General features: G+C 65.6%; 22 protein-coding genes. 10 read left to right on the plus strand and 12 right to left on the minus strand.

What is annotated here, in order from left to right; all coding sequences use genetic code 11:
* Positions 1–7 precede the first annotated feature (7 nt).
* From L0U83_RS04055 to L0U83_RS04085, 7 genes are all read right to left on the minus strand, one after another.
* Positions 8–1225: a chromate transporter gene (locus tag L0U83_RS04055; protein WP_233880756.1), complete on the minus strand. Its 1218-nt coding sequence runs from the start codon at positions 1223–1225 to the stop codon at positions 8–10.
* Between the two features lie 112 nt (positions 1226–1337).
* Positions 1338–3710, minus strand: a complete 2373-nt coding sequence (locus tag L0U83_RS04060) for a bifunctional diguanylate cyclase/phosphodiesterase (RefSeq protein ID WP_233880759.1) — start codon at positions 3708–3710, stop codon at positions 1338–1340.
* Between the two features lie 314 nt (positions 3711–4024).
* Positions 4025–4903 (minus strand): PhzF family phenazine biosynthesis protein, encoded by an 879-nt coding sequence (locus tag L0U83_RS04065; RefSeq protein WP_233880762.1) that lies wholly within the window; start codon positions 4901–4903, stop codon positions 4025–4027.
* Between the two features lie 126 nt (positions 4904–5029).
* A complete protein-coding gene (locus L0U83_RS04070) occupies positions 5030–5494 on the minus strand; it encodes a RidA family protein (RefSeq protein ID WP_069265377.1) in 465 nt (154 codons plus the stop codon).
* 49 nt (positions 5495–5543) lie between these two features.
* The gene (locus tag L0U83_RS04075; protein ID WP_233880764.1) at positions 5544–6743 is read right to left on the minus strand and encodes an aminotransferase-like domain-containing protein; all 1200 of its coding nucleotides are present in this window, start codon (positions 6741–6743) and stop codon (positions 5544–5546) included.
* A 109-nt stretch (positions 6744–6852) separates the two neighbouring features.
* Positions 6853–7758, minus strand: coding sequence for a DMT family transporter (locus L0U83_RS04080; protein WP_233880766.1), 906 nt, complete (start codon positions 7756–7758; stop codon positions 6853–6855).
* 22 nt (positions 7759–7780) lie between these two features.
* Positions 7781–8482 carry a VOC family protein gene (locus tag L0U83_RS04085; RefSeq protein WP_233880768.1) on the minus strand — a complete coding sequence of 234 codons (702 nt, stop codon included), beginning with the start codon at positions 8480–8482 and terminating at the stop codon, positions 7781–7783.
* A gap of 185 nt (positions 8483–8667) precedes the next feature.
* Here L0U83_RS04085 and L0U83_RS04090 point away from each other — a divergent pair, with 185 nt between their 5' ends.
* The 9 genes from L0U83_RS04090 (at position 8668) to L0U83_RS04130 (ending at position 18680) form a co-directional block, all read left to right on the plus strand.
* Positions 8668–10173: an aminotransferase-like domain-containing protein gene (locus L0U83_RS04090; RefSeq protein WP_233880770.1), complete on the plus strand. Its 1506-nt coding sequence runs from the start codon at positions 8668–8670 to the stop codon at positions 10171–10173.
* A 142-nt stretch (positions 10174–10315) separates the two neighbouring features.
* Positions 10316–12229, plus strand: coding sequence for a molecular chaperone HtpG (gene htpG / locus L0U83_RS04095; RefSeq protein ID WP_233880772.1), 1914 nt, complete (start codon positions 10316–10318; stop codon positions 12227–12229).
* A gap of 123 nt (positions 12230–12352) precedes the next feature.
* Positions 12353–13009 carry a chorismate--pyruvate lyase family protein gene (locus L0U83_RS04100; protein WP_233880774.1) on the plus strand — a complete coding sequence of 219 codons (657 nt, stop codon included), beginning with the start codon at positions 12353–12355 and terminating at the stop codon, positions 13007–13009.
* 19 nt (positions 13010–13028) lie between these two features.
* Entirely contained in the window at positions 13029–13589 is a 561-nt protein-coding gene (locus L0U83_RS04105; protein ID WP_233880776.1) for a DNA-deoxyinosine glycosylase, read from the plus strand.
* A gap of 55 nt (positions 13590–13644) precedes the next feature.
* On the plus strand, positions 13645–14178 hold the full coding sequence (locus L0U83_RS04110) for a TonB family protein (RefSeq protein WP_233880778.1): 534 nt from the start codon (positions 13645–13647) through the stop codon (positions 14176–14178).
* Positions 14179–14308: 130 nt separating this feature from the next.
* Positions 14309–15232: a class I SAM-dependent methyltransferase gene (locus L0U83_RS04115; protein WP_233880780.1), complete on the plus strand. Its 924-nt coding sequence runs from the start codon at positions 14309–14311 to the stop codon at positions 15230–15232.
* Positions 15233–15536: 304 nt separating this feature from the next.
* Positions 15537–15773 (plus strand): DUF3311 domain-containing protein, encoded by a 237-nt coding sequence (locus L0U83_RS04120; RefSeq protein WP_233880783.1) that lies wholly within the window; start codon positions 15537–15539, stop codon positions 15771–15773.
* A complete protein-coding gene (mctP, locus tag L0U83_RS04125) occupies positions 15770–17320 on the plus strand; it encodes a monocarboxylate uptake permease MctP (RefSeq protein WP_233880785.1) in 1551 nt (516 codons plus the stop codon). The genes L0U83_RS04120 and mctP overlap by 4 nt, the downstream gene beginning before the upstream one ends.
* A gap of 226 nt (positions 17321–17546) precedes the next feature.
* On the plus strand, positions 17547–18680 hold the full coding sequence (locus L0U83_RS04130) for an FUSC family protein (protein ID WP_233883710.1): 1134 nt from the start codon (positions 17547–17549) through the stop codon (positions 18678–18680).
* A gap of 32 nt (positions 18681–18712) precedes the next feature.
* On the opposite strand, the gene L0U83_RS04135 is transcribed toward L0U83_RS04130, so the two are convergent.
* The 5 genes from L0U83_RS04135 to L0U83_RS04155 all read right to left on the minus strand — a co-directional run bounded on the left by L0U83_RS04135 (position 18713) and on the right by L0U83_RS04155 (position 23979).
* Entirely contained in the window at positions 18713–19138 is a 426-nt protein-coding gene (locus L0U83_RS04135; RefSeq protein WP_201693610.1) for a VOC family protein, read from the minus strand.
* A gap of 263 nt (positions 19139–19401) precedes the next feature.
* Entirely contained in the window at positions 19402–20361 is a 960-nt protein-coding gene (tal, locus tag L0U83_RS04140; RefSeq protein ID WP_233880787.1) for a transaldolase, read from the minus strand.
* Between the two features lie 219 nt (positions 20362–20580).
* A complete protein-coding gene (locus L0U83_RS04145; RefSeq protein ID WP_233880789.1) occupies positions 20581–21807 on the minus strand; it encodes a benzoate/H(+) symporter BenE family transporter in 1227 nt (408 codons plus the stop codon).
* 113 nt (positions 21808–21920) lie between these two features.
* Positions 21921–23093, minus strand: a complete 1173-nt coding sequence (locus L0U83_RS04150; protein WP_233880791.1) for a vWA domain-containing protein — start codon at positions 23091–23093, stop codon at positions 21921–21923.
* Between the two features lie 34 nt (positions 23094–23127).
* Positions 23128–23979 (minus strand): AAA family ATPase, encoded by an 852-nt coding sequence (locus tag L0U83_RS04155; RefSeq protein WP_233880793.1) that lies wholly within the window; start codon positions 23977–23979, stop codon positions 23128–23130.
* 407 nt (positions 23980–24386) lie between these two features.
* On the opposite strand from L0U83_RS04155, the gene L0U83_RS04160 reads away from it, so the two are divergent.
* Complete coding sequence (locus L0U83_RS04160; RefSeq protein WP_233880797.1) at positions 24387–24752, plus strand: c-type cytochrome; 366 nt, start codon at positions 24387–24389, stop codon at positions 24750–24752.
* Positions 24753–24764 lie beyond the last annotated feature (12 nt).

Here is a 24764-nt window from a genome sequence, read left to right on the forward strand (position 1 = left end):
CCACGCGTCAGGCCCAAAGCAGCCACGCCCCGCACGCGAGCCCGACCGTTGCGTAGACCGCGTAAGCGGGGAGCTTGAGTTTGCCGAAGCACATCGCCGAGAACACGGCCGTCAGCAGATACGACGCATGCAATGGCACGTGCCGCGCGATATGCCAGACGGCGATCGCGAGAAACGCAGTGGTCGCGGCGCGCAGCACGCGCATCGCGTGCTCGAAGCGCGGGTTCGCTTTCATGCGGTGCAGGTGCCGCCGTGCGAGCACGACGAGGCAGCCCGAAGGCACGAAGAGCGCGAGCGTGGCGACGAGCGCGCCGGGCCAGCCATCCACGAGATAGCCGAAGAAAGGCACCACGTTCAGCAGCGGCCCCGGCGAAAGCGGGGAGAGCGTAAACGCCAGCGTGAAGTCGTCGTTGGTGATGCCCACCGCTGGCGTGACGAACAGCGTTTTCAATATGGGCAGCGCAGAAAAGCCGCCGCCGAACAGCGTCATACCCGCGCCCGCGAGACGCGGCCAGAGCAGCGCCGAGTCGAACGGGTGCGGCAGCGGCAGCGCGAACACGACGATCAGCGCGGCAAGCGCGGCGAGCAACTGCACGTCGCGCCGCGTCACGCGCAATTCGAAGCGCTGCGACGGCACGGGGCTCGCGAGCCAGCCCGCGGCAAACGCGACAAGGAGAATCGCCACGTACGCCGCGGCGCTCGCGGCGAGCGCGAGCGTTGCACAGGCCGCAAGCGCCACGCCCCATTCGAGCGGGCCGCGTACGAGCGCGCGGGTTTGCCGGTACCAGGTCACGCCGATCAGCATGGCGAGCACGACGCTGAAATGGTCGAGCAGCGTGCGTGAGGCAACTGCGTGCACGAGCGGCGTGCGATAGAAGATGGCGAACACCGTCATCAGCGCGAAGAAGGGCAGCACGCTCGCCACGCCCGCGATCCAGGCACCCGCGCGTCCGCGCAGCGCGTGGCCAAGTTGCACCGCGACGTTGCAGCCCACGGGCCCGGGCACCATCCAGGCCAGTGCCACCAGATCCGAGAACGCGGTTTGCGTGAGCCGCGCTTCGCGCTCCACGTAGTGCTGCTCCAGTTGCGCCATGAGCGCGAGGCCGCCCCACGAGACCGCGGAAACGGTCAGCACGACGCGAAAGAGCGTCAGGAGCGGTTCTTCGTTGTCGCGGTATTCGCCCGTATCAGGCGCTGCGATCGCTTCGTCGGTGCGGGTTTGCATGGCTGCATGATGCGTGCGAGGGTGCGTGTGCGTCTGTACGCGAAGGCACGCGTCTCGCGGAAGTCGCCAGAAACCGCACAGAACATGCGCGCAACCTGCGCAAGGGCAAACGTCAGCGCGATTGCGGTGCGTCGCTCAGGCGCTCGTTGCGGCGGTCTTCGCGCGCGGCCTGTGTACCGGGTTGCGTCGCGCTGCACACGCCGAAGCGCTCGATCAGCGCGGCCACGCCTTCCACCGGTACGGGGCGCGAGAACAGGAAGCCCTGCGCCTCGATTGGCCCGAGCGCGGAAAGCCATGCGATCTGCTCTTCGGTTTCGGTGCCCTCGACGACCACCGTGAGCCCGAGCGAGCGCGCGAGATTGACGATCGCGGAGACCATCACGCACACGCTGCGGTCCGCGGGAATGGCCTGCACGAACGATCGGTCGACCTTGAGCGTGTCGACGGCGAAGCGGTTCAGATACGAGAGCGACGAATAGCCGGTGCCGAAGTCGTCGAGCGCGACGCGCACGCCAAGCCGCTTCAACGCGAAGATCTTCTCGGAGACAAGCTCCGGGTATTCCATCATCGCGGTTTCGGTGATCTCGAGTTCGAGCCGGTGCGCGGCGATGCCCGTTTCTTCGATGGCGCGGGACACGGTCTCGTAGAGGTCCCCTCGCCAGAACTGCACCGCCGAGATGTTGATGGCGAGCGTGAGCGACTCATAGCCTTGCTGTTGCCACTGCGCGAGCTGGGCGCAGGCGGTGTGGATCACGAAATCGCCCACGGGCACGATCAGGCCCGTGGATTCGGCCACCGGAATGAATTCGCCTGCGGGAATGAGCCCGTATTGCGGATGGTTCCAGCGCACGAGCGCCTCGAAGCCCGTGATGCAGCGCCGGCGCAAATCGATCTTCGGCTGGTAGGCGAGAAAGAGCTGGTCCTCGGCGAGCGCAACGCGCAACTGCTGCTCCCACTTCATCAAGTGGTCGGCGCGGTGCGCGAGTTGCGGCGAGTAGAAGCGAAAGCAGTTGCGCCCGGCTTCTTTCGCGGCGTACATCGCGAGGTCGGCCTTCTTGAGCAGGTCGATTTCGCTCTCATGCGCGACCGCGAAGAGCGCGATGCCGGTGCTCGCATGCAGCACGAAGGCGCTGCCGCGCACATCGAACGGATGCGTGAAGGCGGCGTTGGTGGCTTCGGCGAGCGCGATGGCGCGCTTTTCGATGTCGTCGCCCTTCACGATCACCACGAACTCGTCGCCGCCAATGCGCGCGAGCGTGCCCGCGCCGCCCACGGCGTCGGCGAGGCGTGCGGCGCTCATCTGCAGCACGATGTCGCCGGCGTTGTGGCCGAGCGTGTCGTTGACGGTCTTGAAGTTGTCGAGGTCGATGAAGAGAATGGCGAGCCGCCCGAGGTTGCCCGGCTGCGAGACTTCGTGGCGCAGACGCTGCAGCGTGGCGTAGCGGTTGGGCAGGCCTGTGAGCAGGTCGTACTGCACGAGTTGCGACATCTCGCGCTCGCGCCCGAGCAGCTTGCCGATCAGCCCTGTGGCCACGGCGAAGAAGGAGAGCATGGCGAGCGAGATGAACGTCGCCATCATCAGGTAGACGTCGCGCGTGTGGTTGTAGTCGGCGAACTCCTCGGCTTGCGAGAGGCCGACGAGCACGGCGAGCGGATAGCCGTCGATATGGCGATACGAGACGACGCGCGTGACGTGATCGATCGGGTCGACGTAGGTGCCCGACACATGCTCGGAAATGGGATACACGCCGCTCGCGGAAAACGTGCCGTTCGCGCGCTCGGCGCTGCCCGTGCGTCGTGCGAGCACGGCGCCGCTGTCCGAGATCACGGCGATCACGCCGTCACGGCCGATCGCGGCGTTGTTGTAGAAGTCGCTCGTGAAGTAGCTCGGGTCTTCCGACACCACCACCACGCCCGCGAACGAGCCGTCCGGGTGATTGAGGCGGCGCGTCATCTGCAGGGTCCAGTGGCCGGACACGCGACCGAGCACCGGCTTGCTGATATAGAGCTGATCGTCGTTCTCGTGCTCGTGCACCTTGAAGTGCTCGCGGTCCGAGAGATCGATGGGCTTGGGATTCGGGTCCGCCGTGTTCGCGATGAGCGTGCCGTGCTCGTCGATGATCGATACCTGCACGAGCGAGTCGCTCTGCACCACACCCTTCTCGACCGTGCTCGCGAGATCGAAGTGCCCCGGCGACTTCTCGAACTCGTACTTCACGAAGCGCGTGATCTGGTCGACCTGGTGAATCGCTTTGACGGTGTGCTGTTCGAGCGCCGCCGAGAGGATGGCCGCAGACGCCGTGGCCTCGCGCATGGTTGCTTCCTTCTCGACCGAGAGGCGCGTAAAGATCACGGCCCACAGCAGCAAGAGCACCAGCACGCCGAGCAGCGGAATGGCGAGCAGCGCGCGCGGGCGCGTATACGCCGGGCCGGGCGCGTTGCGCAGGCTCGAATCGCGCGAAAACGGACCTCGTGTGGAACTCATCGCAGCCGCCGCAGGCGCGTGAACTCGCACCGCGGATGCGGCGGCCAGAACGGCAACGATGCGCTCAGTTGAGTCGGCGGCATGAATAACGGATGGCTGCGGAATACGCGCATTGCGCGCGAACAATGAACGCCGGATGCGTCATGCGTCCGATGTTTCGATATTACTGGTTGGGGAATGATTAAGGAAGCTGTGGTCCCCCGGGTATACGCGAGGGTTACCTCGACACGCGCGCAATGCCCATGTGCGGTGCATAGATGCGAAGCGGTGCACGTCGGGGCATGCACCTTGCATGAGAAGAGGGCTGCAGCCGGTTACCCGAGTCGGCAGGTCCCGTCGACGACCGTCACCGAATGGCCGCAAATCCAGATCTTTTTCGCCGCATCGTCATATTCGACGTGCACGCGCCCGTCGCGCCCGAGCGCCGTGCCCTGGCGCACCGTATAGCGGGCGCCCGGACGCCGGTTCTGCTGTTCGAGCAGCATGGCGATGGCGGCGTTCGCGCTGCCGGTCACGGGGTCTTCGCCCTTGCCGAGGCCCGTCATCAGGCAACGCACTTCGAAGGTCGCGGGGCCATCGGCTTCATGCGGGCCGTAGGCGGCCACGCCGTGTGCGCCCACGCTCGCGGCAACGGCTTCGATCGCTTCGTAGTCGACGTCGAGCGCGAGCACCGCTTGCGCCGATGCCAGGCGCACGACGAGCCACGGCGCGCCGTTGTCGACGCCGCAGGGTGTCGCCGTGAAGTCGATGGCTTCTGAGCGCAGGGCGGCGCGCAATGCATCGAATTGCGCGGCGGCGAGCGGCGTGATCCGCGCGGGCGGTGCGGCGAAGGCCCACGCGCCGTTCTCGCCAGCGGCCAGGTCGATGAGGCCGGCGCCGCATTCCTGCACGAGACGGCCGGGCGTTTTCGGCGTGCGGCCGCTCTCGAGGAACGCGTGCGCTGTGCCGAGCGTCGGGTGGCCCGCGAAGGGCAGCTCGCCCTTGGTCGTGAAGATGCGCACGCGGTAGTCGGCGCGCGCGTCTGTGGGGGCGAGCAGGAAGCTGGTTTCCGAGAGATTCGTCCAGCGCGCGATGGCCTGCATCTCATCGCCGCTTAACTCATCGGCGTCGAACACCACGGCGAGTGGATTGCCCTTGAAGGGTACCGACGTGAAGACGTCGACCTGTTTGAAGCGGACGCTGTGCTGGGTCATGACGGAACGATCGTGAAGGGGGAGGGCGGCGCGAGAAGATGCGCCTGGTTGCGCGAACGCGCAACAGAAAACTGCATGCAAGTGCGCGGACCTTGATGCAGGTCCGCGCACGTTACCAAAGCTTCTTTACTCGACTTCGGCGATCAGCTCGATCTCGACGCACGCGCCAAGCGGAATCTGCGCGACGCCGAACGCCGAGCGCGCGTGCTTGCCCTTCTCGCCGAATACGTCGGCGATGAGCTCCGAAGCACCGTTCGTGACGACGTGCTGCTCGGTGAACGTGAGCGTCGAGTTCACGAGGCTCATGAGCTTGACCACGCGCTTGACCTTATTGAGGTCGCCCGTATGGGCGTGCAGCGTGGCGAGCAGGTCGATCGCGATCGAGCGCGCGGCGGCCTTGCCTTCTTCGGTCGTGAGCGACTCACCGAGCTTGCCGGCCCACACCTTGCCGTCTTTCTTCGCGATGTGACCCGACAGGTACACCGTGTTGCCGCTCTGGGCGCTCATCACGTAGGCCGCGGCGGGCGCGCCTGCCTGGGGCAGGGTGATGCCGAGCTGTTCGAGACGGTCGTAGATGTTGATGTCAGCCATGATCAGGATTCCTCGTTCGGATGTTGAGTCGGAAAAAGCCTTGTGTTTTTCAGGCGTGCGCGCGGATCAGGGCCGCGAGCTTCGCGACGCCTTCTTCGATCTTCGCGGGCGGCACCGTGACGAACGACAGGCGCAGCTTGTTGTGTTGGGGCTCGTCCGCGAAGAACGGCGCGCCGGGCACGAAGGCCACGTTCTGCGCGACGGCTTCGGCCAGCAGCTTCATGCTGTCGACGTTCGAGGGCAGCGTCACCCAGATGAACATGCCGCCTTCGGGGCGGTTCCAGCTCACGCCTTCGGGCATGTTGCGCTTGAGCGAGTCGAGCATCGCTTCGCACTGGTCGCGATAGAGCGCGCGCACCTTCGGGATGTGCGTGTCGAGGAAGCCGTCCTTCACCACCTCGTAGACGATGCGCTGCGTGAAGCTCGGCGTGTGCAGGTCGGTGGCCTGCTTGGCCTGCACGAGTTTGAAGTGCAGGTCTTCGGGCGCGATGATATAGCCCACGCGCAGGCCCGGCGCCAGGATCTTCGAGAACGAGCCCAGATGCACGACATGCTCGGGCGCGAGCGAGTGCACGGTAGGCAGCGGCTCGCCCGCGTAAAGAAGCGCGCCGTAGGGGTCGTCTTCGATCACGGGGAAGGGCGAGTGCTGCGCGAATTCCGCGAGCGCCTGACGGCGCTCGAGCGGCAGGCGGCGGCCCGTGGGGTTCTGGAAGTTCGGGATCGCGTAGAGCAGGCGCGCGCCAGCGGTCAGTTCCGGCGTGAGGCCTTCAGGCATGAGGCCCTTCTCGTCGGTCGGGACCTGGACGTACTTCGGCTCGTAGAGCGAGAACGATTGCAGCGCGCCGAGGTAGGTCGGCGTTTCCACGAGCACGGGGCTATCGGGCGAGACCAGCACCTTGCCGATCAGGTCGAGCGCCTGTTGCGAGCCGGTGGTGATGAGCACCTGCGAGGCACGCACTTTCACGCCGCCCACCGAGTGGCGCGCAGCGATCCATTCGCGCAGCGGCATATAGCCTTCGGTCGCGCTGTACTGGAGGGCGCCCGAGGGATCGTCGCGCAGGATGCGGTCGGCGGCGGCGCGCATTTCCTCGGCCGGGAAGCTGGCCGGCGCGGGCAGGCCGCCCGCGAACGAAATGACTTCGGGACGCTCGGTGACCTTCAGGATTTCGCGAATCGCCGAGCTGGTCAGCTTGATTGCACGCTCGGACAGTTGCCACGCGGGCGCGGCCTTGAGATCGCTCTGGTCCATGGGGTCTCCTGGTTGGGGTGGGGCGAGTGACTGATTCAGTGGCGGCATGTGGCGGGATCGCGCGCCGCCGGATGCCGCCGAAAACCTTCGATTATGACGCGAAACCGGCTCATGCGCGCGCTGGCGCCGGGGCCGTGCGGATCGCCGCACGCCGGCCCAGCACCACGGTGGCGATCACGGCGGCTGCATAGAGCCATGCCGAGGGCGCGACCTGCTCGCCGAAAAAGAGCGCCGAAAACGCCATCGTGAAGAAAATCTGCAGCAGCTGCACCTGGCCTACGCGCGCCGTGCCGCCCATGGCGAGCCCCGCGTACCACGCGAAAAAGCCGATGAACTGCGAAAACAGCGTGACGTAGCCGAAGGCGAGCCAGGTCTTCAGCGCGACGGGGCCAGGATGCGCCACATGGTGCGCCCACGCGAGCCAGCCCACCGGCAGTGCGAGGAACGGCGCCGAGAGCACGAGCGCCCAGCAGATCACCTGCCAGCCGCCGAGCTGGCGTGCGAGGCGCGCGCCTTCGGCGTAGCCGAGCGCGCCGATGCCCACCGCGATAAGCATCCACGCATCGCCCGCGTGCAGCGAACCGCCACCCGCCTGGAGCGCGAACGCGACCACGAGCGCGCTGCCGAGGAGCGCGCTGGCCCAGAACGCCTTCGAGGGCCGCTCATGCGAGAGCCACGCGGCGTAGATCGCCACGGCGAGCGGCTGCAGCCCGTTGACGATGGCGCCGTGCGAGGCCGGCACGGTCTTCATCGCAAAGGCGGAAAACACCGGAAACGCGACGATCACGCCAAGCGACACCACGGCGAGGCTCTTGACCTGCGGCCAGGTGGGCCGCTTTTCGCGGCGGATGGCGAGCAGCAGCGCGGCCGGCACGGCGGCGGCGAGCGCGCGGCCAAGGCCGTTCAGGAGCGGATTGAATTCGGCGACGACGATGCGCGTCATCGGCAGTGTGAGGCTGAAGATCATGACGCCGACGAGGCCGAGCAGCATGCCTTGGGTTTCGCGTGCTTTCATGCGGGACTTTGCGCTCGACGGATCAGCGTGCCGGCGCGCCGAGCGTGCGCGGACCGGACGGGGTTTCGAATTGCGCGACGAGCGCGGGCGAGAGGGCTTCCTCCACGGCGATCAGGTGCGACGCGCCGAGCCACTGAAGCTGCTCGCGCGCCGCTTGCGCCTGTGGGTGAAAGCCGGTGAGCGATGTGAGCGCGATGCCGGTGTCGGCCAGCAACTGCGACGGATGATGCGCCGTGTCCCACTGGATCAGCGAGGGCAGAATGCCGTCGCCCGCGCCTTGCCAGGCCGGGAACGCGCCGTCCTGCGGCACGGTGAGCTGCCAGGAAAAGTCGCCGCGCGTCATCGCCACGAGTTCGGGCATGCGCTGCGGGTACTGTTCGCGCCAGCGCGCGAGGTCTTTCGGCGGATCGACGCGGGCGACCCAGTGCGACAGGTACGGCCCCTGTTCCATGCGCGCCTGCACAGCGGGATCGTCGAGCGCGAAGAGACGCGCGCGGGCGTTCGCGCCGCTGCTTGTTCCACGTTTCGCGGCGGGATCGATCGCGATGACTTCCAGATACGCGCCGCCCCACAGCCCCAGCAGACGATTGTGCGTGCGCATGAGCGGGTGCGCGCCGCCGCCTGCGGGCGCGACGCCGAGCGCGTCGCTCACGTACTGCACGCCTTCTTCCAGCGTGCGCGCGGCTACGACGAGGTGATCCAGGCGAAGCGGCGTGGCGTTCATATAAGGACAGGAGTGATCTCGGGGACGGAAGGAAGAGGGCAGAAGCGCGCGCCGCAACAGTGTGCCGACGCCTCTACCGAATCCTTACCGGTACGCATGCGATCAAATGTACCGGTATGGCTGCGGACAGTAACGGTACAATCGGCCCGATAGTGCTCTGTACAGTTCGAGTTCCGGGAGTCCTCATGTCGTCCGTACCGCTAGACCAGATTCCCGCTCCGCACGATGCGGCCACGCTCACGCTCGTCGACCAGCTCGTGCAGTGGGGTCGCCGCCGCATCGAGGAGCGCGTGTTCCGCCCCGGTATGCGCATGCCGTCCATCCGCAAGCTCGCGCTCGACAAGGGCGTGTCGCGCTTCACCGTGGTCGAGGCGTACGAGCGTCTCGTCGCACAGGGCTACCTCGACTCGCGGCGCGGTTCCGGTTTCTACGTGCGCGAGCGGCTCGCGATCGTGGCGGGCGGCGAACGCGCGCCGGTGATGGCCGGCGCCCCGACGCGCCCGGAAGGCGCAACGACGGCCGCCGCCCCCGCGCCGCCCACCATCGACGTGGTCTGGCTGCTGCGCAACATGCTTCACACGTCCACACGGCCAGAAAAAGGGCCGGGTCTGGGCTATCTGCCTGCGCGCTGGCTGGACGGCGAACTGCTGACTGGCGCGATGCGCTCGCTTGGCCGCCAGAGCGGCACGCAACTGCTCGGCTTCGGCTCGCCGCAAGGCTTTCTGCCGCTGCGCCAGCAACTCCAGACACGCATGGCGGAACTCGAGATCGGCGCGACGCCCGACCAGATCGTGCTCGTCTCGGGCATCACCCAGGCGATCGATCTGCTCGCGCGCATCTACGTGCAGCCCGGCGATACGGTGGTGGTAGGCGACCCCGCATGGTTCCAGATGTTCGGGCGCTTCGCCTCGCAGGGCGCGCGCCTTGTAGGCATGCCGTACACGCCCGAAGGGCCGGACCTCGACGCGCTCGAAGCGCTGGTCCAGACGTGGCGGCCCAGGATGCTCGTCATCAATTCGGTGCTGCAAAATCCCACCGGCACTTCGCTCACGGCCGCGCAGGCGTTCCGCATTCTGCGGCTTGCCGAACAGTACGACTTCATCGTCGTCGAGGACGATATCTACGGCGACCTCTGCCCGGCGGGCTATCCGGCCACGCGCCTCGCGAGCCTCGACCAGTTGCGCCGCGTGATCTACCTCGGCAGCTTTTCGAAGACGCTCGCACCGAACTTGCGCGTGGGCTATATCGCGAGTGCGCTCGACGTGGCCCAGGCGGTGGCGGATCAGAAGATGCTCGTCGGCATGACGAGCCCCGAGCTCAATGAGCGCGTGCTCTACCGCGTGCTCACGGAGGGCCACTACCGGCGTCACGTTGAGCGCCTGCGCGGACGCCTGGACGGCGTGCGCGACAAGGCGGCACGGATGCTCGAGCGCGCGGGCTTGCGCCTCTTCGCGGCGCCCGGCGCAGGCATGTTCCTGTGGGCGGATACCGGCGTCGACGCGGACGCGCTCACCGCGGCGGGCCACGAAGCGGGCTTTCTGCTCACGCCGGGGAGCCTCTTCTCGCCGCACCAGTCGCCGACCACGTGGATGCGCTTCAACATCGCCAACTGCGGCGATCCGGCACTGCCCGCGTTCCTCGCCGACTATCTCGAAGGCGTGGCCCGGCGCGGCGGGAGCGCGCAAGCGTGAATTCGCGGACGGCGACTCTTGAAACCGGCGCCGTCTGTCCCCACCTGTGCGGGCGGCGCGCCGCGATGCGACTGCGATTTGCCTCGTGCTCGCGGCCACACATTTGTCAGACTAGAACTGCAACGAAAGAGGACTCTCGACCATGGCACAAGAAACCATGAGCTTCCAGGCAGAAGTGAAACAGCTTCTGCACCTGATGATCCATTCGCTGTACAGCAACAAGGAAATCTTCCTGCGCGAGCTGATCTCGAACGCATCGGACGCGGCGGACAAGCTGCGCTTCGAGGCGATCGCGAACAGCGCGCTTTACGAGAATGATCCGAACCTGCGCATCCGCGTGGGCGTTGACAAGGAAGCGCGCACCATCACGATCGACGATAACGGCATCGGCATGAGCCATGACGAAGCCGTGTCTAACCTCGGTACGATCGCGCGCTCGGGCACGAAGGAATTCTTCGGCAAGCTCTCGGGCGACCAGCAGAAGGACGCGGCGCTCATCGGCCAGTTCGGCGTGGGCTTCTATTCGGGCTTCATCGTCGCGGACAAGATCACGGTGGAAAGCCGCCGCGCGGGACTGTCGGCCGCCGAGGGCGTGCGCTGGACGAGCGCGGGCGAGGGCGAGTTCGCCGTCGAGACGATCGAGCGCGCGCAGCGCGGCACGACGATCACGCTGCATCTGCGCGAAGGCGAGGATGAACTGCTTTCCGCATGGAAGATCAAGTCGATCATCCAGAAGTATTCGGACCATGTCGGCCTGCCCATCGAGATGAAGAAGGAAGAATGGGACGCCGAAAAGAGCGAGATGGTCACGAAGGACGAGTACGAGACCATCAACCAGGCGAGCGCGCTGTGGACCCGTTCGAAGAGCGAGATCAGCGACGAGCAGTATCAGCAGTTCTATCAGCACCTCGCGCACGACCATCAAAATCCGCTCGCGTGGACGCATAACCGCGTGGAAGGCCGCAGCGAATACACGCAGCTGCTTTACGTGCCGTCGCATGCGCCGTTCGATCTGTGGAACCGCGACCACAAGAGCGGCCTGAAGCTGTATGTGAAGCGCGTCTTCATCATGGACGACGCCGAGCAACTGCTGCCGAACTATCTGCGCTTCGTGAAGGGTGTGGTCGATTCGAGCGATTTGCCGCTCAACGTCTCGCGCGAAATCCTCCAGGAAAGCCGCGACGTGAAGGCGATTCGCGACGGCGTGACCAAGCGCGTGCTCTCGATGCTCGAAGAGATGGCCGGCGCTCAGACGGATGCCGAAGCGAAGGAAGAGGACAAGGCGAAGTACGCCTCGTTCTGGACCGAGTTCGGCCAGGTGCTCAAGGAAGGCATTGGCGAGGATCACGCCAATCGCGAGCGCGTGGCGAAGCTCGCGCGCTTTGCGTCGACGCACAACGACACGAACGAGCAAACGGTTTCGCTCGCCGATTATGTGGCGCGCATGAAGCCCGAGCAGACGAAGATCTACTACGTCACCGCCGACACGTGGCAGGCCGCGAAGAACAGCCCGCATCTCGAAGTGTTCCGCAAGAAGGGCGTGGAAGTGCTGCTGCTCACGGACCGCGTGGACGAGTGGATGCTGTCGTTCCTGAACGAGTTCGACGGCAAGCCGCTCGCGAGCGTGGCGCGCGGCGACCTCGACCTCGGCGCGCTCAACGACGAGGAAAAGCAGCAGCAGGAGAAGGTGAGCGAGGAACTCAAGCCGCTCGTCGAACACATGAAGGAAGCGCTCAAGGACAAGGCCAAGGACGTGCGCCTCACGTTCCGCCTGACCGATTCGCCCTCGTGCCTCGTGGCCGACGAAGGCGACATGAGCGGTTATCTGCAGCGCATGTTGAAGGCGGCGGGGCAGCAGGCTCCGCAGATGCAGCCGATTCTCGAAGTGAACCCGGAGCATCCGCTCGTGAAGGCGCTGCGCACCGATAGCGCGGACTTTGGCGACTGGTGCAATCTGCTGTTCGATCAGGCGATGCTGGCGGAAGGCGGTGCGCTGGAAGATCCGGCGAGTTTTGTGAAGCGCACGAATGCGTTGCTGATGGGGCGCGCTGGCTAAAGCACGCAACTGCACGCCGCTTTGCGTGACCGAGACCCCTTGCGGCTACCCGCCGCAAGGGGTTTTTCTTTTGTCCGCCGCGCTCGCAGCGAACTGAAATCCTCGCAGCCTATAATGCGCGCCATGCCTCTGAGATTCGATGCCGCTAACGCGCACTGGCGCGTCACGCCCTTGCCCGCCTTGAGCGCAGACCAAAAGGACTGGCTCACGCGCGGTGGTTCGCTCACGGCGCATTTGCGCGCGCTCGGACGCGTCGCCGTGCGCGTGACGCGCGAAGCCGTCGATATGCCGTGGTCCGACGAAAATGCGGCGCTCGGCCTCGCACCGCGCGAGCGGGCGTGGGTGCGCGAGATCGTGCTCGAAGTCGATGGCGTGCCGTTCGTCGCCGCGCACAGCGTGACGCCGCTCGCCGCGAGTCAAGGCGTGTGGCAGGCCATGCGGCGCTTGCGCACGCGGCCGCTCGCGGAACTCCTCTATAGCGATAGCGGTGTGGCTCGCTCGGCACTCGTGAGCCGGCGCGTGAGCGCCCGGCATCCGCTTTACGCGCTCGCGGCTCGTGAGATCGCGGCTGACACGATGCACGCGCCGCATGCGTTCGTCGCGCGCCGCTCGGTGTTCGAGCGCGCAGGCGCGCCGCTACTCGTGACCGAATGCATGCTGCCCGCGCTGTGGTCGCGTCTCGCGAGCGGTCCGCCCACACAGGAAACCGGTGTGCATCTCGGTCGCGAACGCGGCCCGCTCGATCACACGGCTTCGCGCGCGCATCACGCGCCGCGTTGAACGTTCTGCACCGGTTGCCATGACCGTCAAGCGCTGCTTCGATCCCGTCGTCGATGGGCATACGCGCGTGCTCATTCTCGGCAGTCTGCCGGGCGAGGCGTCGCTTGCGCATCAGCAGTACTACGCGCACAAGCAGAACAAGTTCTGGCATCTCGTGGGCGAAGTGATCGGCGAGGGCCTCGTTGCCATGGAGTACGAAGCGCGGTTGCAAACGCTACGCGCGCATCGCGTGGGCCTGTGGGACGTCGTGGCGCAGGCGCGCCGCGAGGGCAGTCTCGACGGCGATATCCGCGATCACGAGGGCAACGATCTCGTGGCGCTCATCGAACGCCTGCCCGCACTCGAAGCGATCGCGTTCAACGGCGGCACGGCGGCGCGCATCGGCGAGCGCATTCTTGGCGCGCATGCACGGGCCGTGACGATTCTACGGCTACCCTCAAGCAGTCCTGCCTATGCGTCGATGAGCTTCGCAGCGAAGCTCGTGCAGTGGCGCGCATTGAATGCGTTCGCGGGCGATCCCGACGCGCCTATGAGCGCTGGCGCACACAAGCGTAAGCGCGCTGCAACCTGGCAGCGCTAGCATGGTCCCGCGCACGCCGAGGTGCGCACCCGCACCTCAGGGACACGAGACCATAGTGAACAAGAAACGCCTGCCCCTGATCGCTTTTCCCCTTACGCTCATGCTGGGCGCCTGTGCTTCGGACGACGTATCGCAGGTGGGGCCGCACGTGCGCCCCTCGCCGCAGCTGGTCATGACCCGCTGCCTCGCGGCGGTCGCAACGCCGGGTTTCGCGCCGCCCACGGAAGCGACCTTGAGTTCGTGGCAATGGAAGCGCTACGTGAACTGCAAGCTCGGCGGCAATATGCACGTCAATCCAAAGAAAGTGCCGCTGGACGCGGAAGCCATTGTGTCGATCCGCGCCGCATCGGACGGCTCTATCGTCTCCGTGACGCTGCTGCGTTCGAGCGGCAATGGCGACCTTGACGAGGCCGTCGAGCGCGGGATTGCCGCCGCCGCGCCTTTGCCTGCGGTGCCGCGCGCGCTGCACATCGCGCGTATCGACATGCATTTCCATCCCGTTCGGGTCAATCCGCTGGCGTTGCAGCCGGGGGAGCCCGGAATCGATGGCACCCACAGCCACGAGGCAAGTACAGGCGATAGCCACTGACGCGCACCGCGCGCGGGCCAGGCGCTCGAAGTGCCTGCCAAATCAGGCTCGAAGCCCCACGAATGCTATGCTCTCGGTCGCCCGAGCAGATGCACCTGCATCTGCGACCCCACAGCAAGCGATTTTCCACATGACGACTCTCATCAAGCGCGCCTCCGCCGAGGCCCGCGCATTCAGGCAATCCGGCAACGCGACGCAGTCGAGCGAGACCGCGAAAGTCACGAAGCGCCCGCGCCGCGCAGCCGCTGCGGCCGCCGACGACCTCGACAACGCCCCGGTCATCGAAGCGCCGCGCAAGCCGCGTTTCGCGCCGGTCACGTTCTCGGAAGAGAGCGGCGTGCGCTATCTGCATTTCGGCACGGAGTGGGTGCAAGGCGCGATGCGTCTTTCGAAGCCGCTGCACATCGAACTCGAATACGCGCAGCAAATGATGGCCTGGCTGCTCTTCCTCGCCACGCCGGAGCGCATCGTGCAACTGGGTCTGGGCGCGGCTGCACTCACCAAGTTCGCGCACCGCTATCTGCGTCCCGCGAAGGTCGAAGCGATCGAGCTGAATCCGGCGGTCGTGGTGGCCGCGCGCACGATGTTCGAACTGCCGTACGACGACACGCGCCTCGCCGTGCGCGAACTCGACGCATGGGACTTCGTGCAGGACCGCGCCAATCACGGCACGATCGGCGCGCTGCAGATCGACGTGTACGACGCGACTGCGCGCGGCCCGGTGCTCGACAGCGTGGCGTTCTACCGCGCCGTGCGCGCGTGCCTGACTGATGCCGGCGTCGCGACGATCAATCTGTTCGGCGACCACCCGAGCTTCGTGCGCAACATGAAGCGCCTGAACGAAGTCTTCGATGGTCGCGTGATCGCGCTGCCCGAAGTGCACGAAGGCAATCGCGTGGCGCTCGCATTCTCGGGCCCGGCGCTCGAAGTCACGTACGAGGCCCTCGAAAAGCGCGCGCGCCTGCTCGAGAGCAAGCTCGGCCTGCCGGCGCACCAATGGGTGAAGGCGCTGCGCGAATCGAGCGGCCAGAACGGCGCGACGTTCTCGATCTGATCGGCGCGAGCGGCGGCAACGCCGTTGCGGCACAGGAAACCGGCCTCAGGGCCGGTTTTTTTTTCGCCCGCACATGGCATTCGCGAACAATTTTCCGGACGTGGCGCAAGCCGTTGGCTCTTGACAACGTCCTCGGAATTGGGGTCCGCCCTGCTTGACCGTGCGGCGTGGCCTCGATACTCTTTTCAGCGCTTTCGGGGACCTTGCGGGCTATCCGTCTGTGAGGCCATCGGCCGCCTCACGCCGGGCGGCGGACCGCGCACAAAGCAACGCCGCATAACTACATAAGCAACGAGGAGACGTCATGGCTCACGACGCCGACGCCGGAAAATCAAGCAAGCATTGGCTATGGCTTTTGCTGCTGCCCTGGATCGCGATGATCTGGGTGCCGTCATACAACAAGATCGAGCCCACTCTGTGGGATTTCCCGTTTTTCTACTGGTATCAGCTTCTCTGGGTGCTGATCAGCGCTGTCATTACCGCGCTCGTCTATTTCAAGACGAAGACCCGCAGCAAGGACGATGCAGGGGGCGCGCAATGAACGTTACAGCAACCGTTGTCTTTATCCTGTTCTTCGTCGGCGTTACGATTCTCGGCTTCGTGGCCGCGCACTGGCGCAAGGGCGACCTCGCGCATCTCGAAGAGTGGGGTCTGGGCGGCCGCCGCTTCGGCACGATCGTCACGTGGTTCCTGCTCGGCGGCGACCTCTACACTGCGTATACCTTCGTCGCCGTGCCGGCGCTCGTATTCGGTGCGGGCGCAACGGGTTTCTTCGCACTGCCGTACACGATCCTGATCTATCCGTTCGCGTTCGTCGTGTTCCCGAAGCTCTGGGCTGTCGCGAAGCGCCACCAATACGTCACATCGGCCGACTTCGTGAGCGCGCGCTATGGCAGCCGCATGCTCGCGCTCGCCATCGCCGTGACGGGTATCGTCGCGACCATGCCGTATATCGCCCTGCAGCTGGTGGGTATCGAAGTGGTGATCGGCGCGCTCGGCTTCGACACGACGGGTTTCGTCGGCGACCTGCCGCTCATCATCGCGTTCGCCATTCTCGCCGCCTACACGTACACGTCGGGCCTGCGCGCGCCGGCCATGATCGCGGTGGTGAAGGACATCCTCATCTACATCACGATCATCGTCGCGATCATCGTGATTCCCGCTCAGATGGGCGGCTTCGGCCACATCTTCGGCGCGGTGCCGCCGGCCAAGCTGCTGCTCAAGTCGCCGGATGCCACGAGTTTGAACGGCTATAGCGCCTACGCGACACTGGCGGTAGGTTCGGCGCTCGCGCTGTTCCTGTACCCGCACTCGGTCACGGCGATTCTGTCGTCGTCGTCGGGCAACACCATCCGCCGCAACATGGCGATGCTGCCCGCGTACTCGCTGGTGCTCGGTCTGCTCGCGCTGCTCGGCTTCATGGCGCTTGCCTCGGGCGTGAAGGACATGCCGGAATTCGCACCGTACTTCAAGGCCTTCGGTCCGAACTTCGCAGTGCCGGCGCTGTTCCTGCACTTCTTCCCGTCGTGGTTCGTGGGCGTGGCGTTCGCGGCCATCGGTATCGGCGCGCTGGTGCCCGCGGCGATCATGTCGATTGCAGCGGCCAACCTGTACACGCGCAACATCCACAAGGAGTTCATCAACCGCAACATGAATCACGAGCAGGAGACCAACATCGCCAAGCTGGTCTCGCTGATCGTGAAGGTCGGCGCGGTAGCGTTCATCCTGGGCTTGCCGCTCACGTACGCGATCCAGCTGCAGCTGCTCGGCGGTATCTGGATCATTCAGACGCTGCCCGCCATCGTGCTCGGTCTCTACACGCGCATGCTCGACTACCGCGGCCTGCTGGTGGGCTGGGCGGTCGGCATCGCCACCGGCACGTGGATGGCCATTTCGCTCAAGCTCGCAGGCTCGATCTTCACGATCCACCTGTTCGGCATGGCGATTCCGGGCTACGCCGCGGTGTGGTCGCTGATCGTGAACCTCGTGGTCTCGATCGCCGTCTCGGCGCTCGTGCATCTGGTCGGTATGCAAAAGGGCGCGGACCGCACGCGTCCGGAGGACTATCTCGACGTCGTCGAGGGCTGATCCGCTCACGACAGTTCGGCCCGCCGCGCGCCGCCGGCCCGAACTTGCCGAAAATGCCCGCAACACTTAGTTGCGGGCATTTGTTTTTCTGGTGCACGATGGCGGCTGATTTGGCTCACTTCCAGCCCGCGCCATGGCCTCGTCCGAAACCGAATCCCGTTCCCGATCCGAGCACGGTGGCGCGAGACGCCTGCGGCCGCCGCGCCGCCGTTCGCGCATCGCGCGCATGTGGCGTGCGCTGACGTCGCCGTACTATCGCTATCGGAACGCCAAGGTCATACACAGCGTGCGCGTGGGCCTCGCGATGCTCGCCTCGATTCTCGCGACTTCGGGCATCGATATTCCGCACGGCATCTGGGCGTCGGTCACGCTGCTCGTTGTGATCGGCGGCCTGCAGCACCAGGGCAACATCCGCAAGAAGGCCGCCGAGCGTGCGCTCGGCACGCTGCTGGGCGCCGTGATCGGCTTGACGCTCATCGTCGTGCAGGCCATCACGGGTTCCGCGCCGCTCACCTACGTGCTGATGTCGCTCGTTGCCGCCGTGTGCGGGTACTACGCCATTGGCAAGCCGGGCTACGTCGCGCTCCTTGCCGCCATCACCATGTGCATCGTCGCGGGGCACGGCGACAACCTCATCGATACGGGCCTCTGGCGCACGCTCAATGTGATTCTCGGTATCGTGATTGCGCTCCTGTTTTCGTTCGCGTTGCCGCTGCACGCCACGTATTCGTGGCGCTACAGCCTCGCCGACAATCTGCGTGAATGTGCCCGCGTGTATGCGCAGGTGGCGGACGGCGTGCACGTCGATGCCGACGAGCAGGTGCAGACCTTCATGCGTCTGAACGCACGGCTCGTGCAGCTGCGTGCGCTGATGCCCTCGGTCGCCAAGGAAATCGATGTGCCGATCGCCCGGCTCGAGCAGGTTCAGCGCCTGCATCGCTCGCTCCTGAGCGCGCTGGAGATGCTCTGTACGGGCACAGGCAGCTACGAGCAGGCGCTCGTGCGCGTGGCGTTCGCAGAGCGTAGCGAGACCGTGCGCCGTGCGCTGCTGGCCACGGCGCGGGCGCTGCGATTTGGCGGCGGGCGTCACCCTGAGGCGGCGCAGGAGGCGCTGCGCACGGTTTCGGCACCGGTCGATGGAAGGGGTGACGGCAAGATGGCGGGTGAGGCAGGCGAGGCGGGCGTGGCCGTCCACGAAGGTATGCAGGTGCCGCCGCAGGGCTGCCCCGAGCCGCAGATGCAGGGCCCGTACTGGCTCAGCCTGCGCGTGGAGGAGCAGGTGGAGCGCCTGCGCGCGCTCCTTCTGGAGACCGAGCCGCGCTGGAACATCGAGCGCGCCGCGACGCACCGCATGGTGTGACGCCGGGCGCGCAACGCAGTCGTGGCGCTCGATCAGGCCGCTTGCTCGTGCGGCGCCGAGACCATCCAGGGCACGCCGAACTTGTCGGTCAGCATGCCGAAGCCGGGCGACCAGAAGGTCTTTTGAAACGGCATCGTGACCGTGCCGCCTTTGGCCAGCGCGTTGAAGTAACGCTCCGCCGTGGCGATGTCCGACCCGGTCAGCGAGACGCCGAAGCCGAGGAACTTGTCGTTCTGCGTCATGCAGCCGCCGTCGGACACCATGATCTGCGCGTCGCCGATCTGGAGCGTCGCGTGCATGATCTTTTCGGCGAATTCGGGCGCCATGGGGCGCTCGGGGTCCGGCGGCGCTTCCTTGAAGCGCATCTTGATCACTTCCTTCGCGCCGAGCGCTTCGCCATAGAACGCGATCGCTTCGTCGCAATTGCCGGGGTAAAAGAGATAGGGCTGGATTTGCATCGTCGGTTTCCTTACGGACGGGACGTTGGCCGGCCGTTTTTTGTGCGAGGGTATGCACGGGGCCGGATCGTGCGGCGGGTTGCCGCTGCCCTGATTCTAGGCGCGCGCCCGGGCGTTACCGAGCGGTGTGTCGTCAGGGTTTGCGAGAGCGCAGACGGGAACGGATGTTGCCGGGCCGCCTGCAAAACAAAGGGCCGCACATGCGGCATGTGCGGCCCTCGGTCATCGATATTTCAATGCGCTCTGCATGGAGCGCCGACGCGTTACTTTGCGCGCAGCTCTTCGATCATCTTTTCGAGCTTGATCGCATCGGCAGCGAACGCGCGGATGCCTTCCGCGAGCTTCTCGGTCGCCATGGCGTCGTCGTTGAGCTGGAAGCGGAACGCCGGCTCGTCCACGGCCACGCGCTCGATCTTCGCGTCCTTGAACGCTTCCGGCGAAAGCTTGCGCTCGACCTTCTCGGTGCTGTCCTGGAGCTTTTGCAGCAGGTCCGGGCTGATGGTGAGCAGGTCGCAGCCGGCCAGCTCGACGATCTGGCTCGTGTTGCGGAAGCTCGCGCCCATGACTTCGGTCTTGTGGCCGAACTTCTTGTAGTACGCGTAGATCTTGCGCACCGACTGCACGCCCGGATCGTTCGCGCCGCCGTCCTTCGCGTCGTCCCAGTCGGCGCCCTTGGCCTTCTTGTACCAGTCGTAGATGCGGCCCACGAACGGCGAAATGAGCTGCGCGCCCGCTTCGGCGCACGCGGCGGCTTGCGCGAGCGAGAAGAGCAGCGTCATGTTGCAGTGGATGCCGTCCTTTTGCAGCACTTCGGCGGCGCGAATGCCTTCCCAGGTGGAGGCGAGCTTGATCAGCACGCGCTCGCGGCCGATGCCGGCCTGCTTGTACAGTTCGATGATGTGGTGGGCCTTGTCGATCGACTTTTTCGTGTCGAACGAGAGGCGGGCGTCGACTTCGGTCGAGACGCGGCCCGGAATGATCTTGAGGATTTCGGTGCCGAACGCGATCAGCAGATGGTCGATGATCGACTCGAGCGATTCGCTCGCGTGATCGCGCACGGTTTTTTCGAGCAGCGGACGGTACTCGGCTTTCTGGACCGCCTTGAGGATCAGTGACGGGTTGGTCGTCGCGTCCTGCGGTTTGTACTGCACGAATTGCTGGAAGTCGCCCGTATCGGCGACGACGGTGGTGTACTGCTTGAGCTGGTCGAGTGCGGTAGTCATGTCAGGCCTTGTGGGCGCGTGCGCGCCTGCATCGGTGAGAGTTGAACGGCCGGTGCGCTTCAGGCGTGAACCTGGGGCGCGCCGGGCGGAACGCGAAAAGGCGCTGTGCCGTTCCGGTCTGGCCCGCGCGGATGGGGCGGGAAGCCGGGGGCGCAATTGCCGCGCGTCTGGGCGCGGCTCACTCCATCATTTTATGGCGGAAACGCCTGGCGTTGCGTTTCACGCGCGTCGCGCGTTCAGCACGATCTGCGTGATCACGCCCGCCACGAGCCCCCAGAACGCCGCGCCGATGGAGAGCAGCGTGAGCCCCGATGCCGTCACCATGAAGGTGATGAGCGCGGCTTCGCGCTCCCTGGGGTTCTGCATGGCGTTGGTGAGGCCGCTCATGATCGAGCCGAACAGCGCGAGCGCCGCAATTGACACCACGAGTGCCTGCGGGAACGCCGCGAACAGCGCCGCGATGGTCGCGCCAAAAGTCCCGGCGATCAGATAGAAAATGCCGCACCACACGGCCGCCATATAGCGCTTCGTGCGGTCTTCGTGGGCGTGCGGACCGGTGCAGATCGCCGCGGTGATGGCCGCGAGATTCACGCCGTGTGAGCCGAACGGCGCGAGCACGAGCGAGGCGATGCCCGTGGTGGCGATGAGCGGCGAAGAGGGCGCGGCCGTATGGTCGTAGCCGTCGGCGCGCAACACGGCGATGCCGGGCACGTTCTGCGAGGCCATCGCCACGACGAAAAGCGGAATGCCGATGCTCACCACCGCCGAGAGCGAGAACGCCGGCATCGTGAACACGGGCTTGGCCACCGCCACGCGGAAGTGGCTGAAGTCGAGCAGCCCGAGCACGGCGGCGGCGGCGATGCCGATTACGAGCGTTGCGACGATCGCGTAGCGCGGCACGAAGCGCTTCACGATCAGGTAGCCGAAGAACATCGTGAGCACGAGCGGCGTCTGCACCTGCGCGGCGTGGAAGATCTCGATGCCGATCTCGAACAGGATGCCCGCAAGCAGCGCCGCCGCGATGCCCGCGGGGACGCGCTTCATGAGCGTGTCGAACCAGCCGGTGAGGCCCACGGCTGTCAGCAGCACCGCGCAGACGATATAGGCGCCGATCGCCTCGGCATAGGGCACGTGCGGCAGCGAACTGATGAGGAGCGCCGCGCCCGGCGTGGACCACGCGACCACGATCGGCGCGCGGAACCACAGCGACAGGCCGATGGTGGTCAAAGCCATGCCGATGGAAAGCGCCCAGATCCACGAGGAAATCTGCGCGTCGGAGAGATGCGCGGCCTGGCCGGCCTGGAACATCAGCACGAGCGAACTGGTGTAGCCGGTCATCATCGCGACGAAGCCCGCCACGATGGTGGCGACCGAGGTGTCGGCGAAGGGCCGCAACGGTCCTGGCCTGAAACTCGCTGGCAGGTCAGGGGAAGAGGGGGCGGTCATGCTGGTGGTCTCCAGATTTTGCTTAGGTATGGCGGCATCGGGCGGCGCGGCCTGATGAAACACTCAGGCACGCGCCGCCTTGAAAAAGCGGAAAAGGGCAGGAGTGGTGGCGCCTATTTGCTCAGCACGCGCATGGCCGTTTCGAGCCCGGCGACGGTGAGCGGATACATGCGGTGGCCGAGAATCTCGCGGATGACCGACACCGACTGGCGGTACTCCCATAGTCGCTCGGGCTCGGGGTTGAGCCAGGCGAAGTGAGGGAACTGGTCGGCGAGACGCCGCAGCCAGACAGCGCCCGCTTCGGGGTTGGTGTATTCGACCGAGCCGCCGGGCTGAAGCACCTCATACGGGCTCATCGTCGCGTCGCCGACGAAGATCAGCTTGTAGTCCGGCGTGAACTTGTGCAGCAGGTCCCACGTGGGCGTGCGCTCGGCGTGGCGGCGGCGATTGTTCTTCCACAGGTAGTCGTACACGCAGTTGTGGAAGTAGTAGAACTCCAGGTGCTTGAATTCGGCTTTTGCCGCCGAGAACAGTTCTTCCGTGCGCTTGATGTGATCGTCCATCGAGCCGCCCACGTCGAGCAGCATCAGCACTTTCACGTTGTTGTGGCGCTCCGGCACCATCTTGAGATCGAGCCAGCCCGCGTTCGCGGCGGTGCTGCGGATCGTGTCGCCCAGGTCCAGTTCTTCGGCGGCGCCTTCGCGCGCGAAGCGGCGCAGGCGGCGCAACGCGACCTTGATGTTGCGCGTTCCGATTTCGACCTGATCGTCGTAATCGCGGTATGCGCGCGCGTCCCACACTTTCACGGCGCTGCGCTGGCCGCCTTCGCCGCCGATGCGGATGCCCTCGGGGTTATAGCCGCCATGGCCGAAGGGCGAGGTGCCGCCCGTGCCGATCCACTTGCTGCCGCCCTCGTGGCGCTCCTTCTGTTCCTCGAAGAGTTCCTTCAGGCGCTCCATGAGCTTGTCGAGCCCGCCCATGGCTTCGATCTGCGCGCGCTGCTCGGGCGTGAAATCGCGTTCCAGACGCTTCTTGAGCCAGTCTTCGGGAATCTCGAAGGCCAGCTCGGACTTCTTCTCGATGCCGCGAAAATACGCGCCGAACGCCTGATCGAAGCGATCGAAGTATTGCTCGTCCTTCACGAGCGTCATGCGCGCGAGGTAGTAGAAGTCGTCGAGCGAGGGCGCGATCACGCGCTCCTTGAGCGCTTCGACGAGCGTAAGGTACTCCTTCACGGAAACCGGCAGCTTCGCGTCGCGCAGCGTGTAGAAGAAGTCGATCAGCATGCGGTGTCTCCGTCCCTCTCTCGCGTGGTCCTCGTCAACGGTTGTGACGGTTCATGTAGATGAGGCGCTCGAACAGCGTCATGTCCTGCTCGTTCTTGAGCAGCGCGCCCGCGAGCGGCGGCATGGACTTCGAGCCGTCGGCCGCGCGCAGCGCCGCAGGCGGAATTTCTTCCGCGAGCAGGAGCTTGAGCCAGTCGAGCAGTTCAGACGTTGAAGGCTTCTTCTTCAGCCCCGCGACATTGCGCAGTTCGAAGAAACTTTCCATGGCCGCGTTGAGCAACTCCTTGCGGATGCCCGGATAGTGCACCTCGACGATGCGCTGCATCGTCGCCGGATCGGGAAAGCTGATGTAGTGGAAGAAGCAGCGGCGCAGGAAAGCGTCGGGCAGTTCCTTCTCGTTGTTCGACGTGATGATGACGAGCGGGCGCTGCTTTGCCTTGATGAGCTGGCGCGTCTCGTAGACGTAGAACTCCATGCGGTCGAGTTCGCGCAAGAGGTCGTTCGGGAACTCGATGTCGGCCTTGTCGATCTCGTCGATCAGCAGCACGCTTTGCTCTTCCGACTCGAACGCCTGCCACAACACGCCTTTCACGATGTAGTTGGCGATGTCCTTCACACGTTCGTCGCCGAGCTGCGAATCGCGCAGGCGCGAGACCGCGTCGTACTCGTAGAGCCCTTGCTGCGCTTTCGTCGTGGACTTGATGTGCCACTGCATGAGCGGCATATCCAGCGCCGCAGCCACTTCTTCGGCCAGCATGGTCTTGCCCGTGCCGGGCTCGCCCTTGATGAGCAGGGGGCGCTTCAGCGTGATCGCGGCGTTGACCGCGAGCTTGAGATCGTCGGTGGCGACGTACTGCGATGAGCCTTCGAAACGCGTGGCGCGCATGGTGAATCCGCTCGCTGGGAAAAAAACCAAGTATAAGTCAGATGGGGTGTTGCGTCGGCGCGCCACCGCGTATCGTTGGGTCCGCTCTTTGGGGCAGGGTTGCGGCGGCTGCCACGCGTGTGCGGCGAGTCCGTTGCGCTTGCCAGGGTTCCTCCGGGTTGCTTGCGGGCGAGCCAGCGCGACAAGGCGCTGCGTGGCCGATGCGGGCCAGGCGCGGGGTCCTGCGAGGCGCTCCGAGGCCCGCCAGGCGTGGCGCGGCCGGTGGACGGCCGGCGCGGCGTCGCGGTATACTCGGACCGATTTTTTTCGGCCTGCACGGCGACCCCAAAAGTAAAACAGCAGTAATGCGGCGCAGGCCGTGGCCTGCGGTTCGGGCGTTCGAATCCCCTCAAGCCAGGTTGGATGCTATGAAAAAAATTGTCGGCAAGCACGTCATCACGGGCGCAATAACCATGCTGGCGTGCTTCGCGGTCACGGCTCACGCGGACGTCGTGGGCAACGCGAAGGCGGGTCAGGACAAGGTGGCGATGTGTATCGGCTGTCATGGTATTCCCGACTACCGCACCGCTTACCCCGAGGTCTACCACGTGCCCATTCTGGGCGGCCAGAACGCGCAGTACATCATGAACGCGTTGCTCGCCTACAAGAAGGGCGACCGGCATTTCGAGACGATGCACGCGATCGCGACCTCGCTCACCGAGCAGGATATCGCCGACATCGCGGCCTACTATGCGTCGCAAACGGCCGCGTCGAAAGACAATCCGAATAAATAACCGGCAGGTGGA

This window comes from Paraburkholderia flagellata (genome assembly GCF_021390645.1).
GTDB lineage: Bacteria > Pseudomonadota > Gammaproteobacteria > Burkholderiales > Burkholderiaceae > Paraburkholderia > Paraburkholderia flagellata.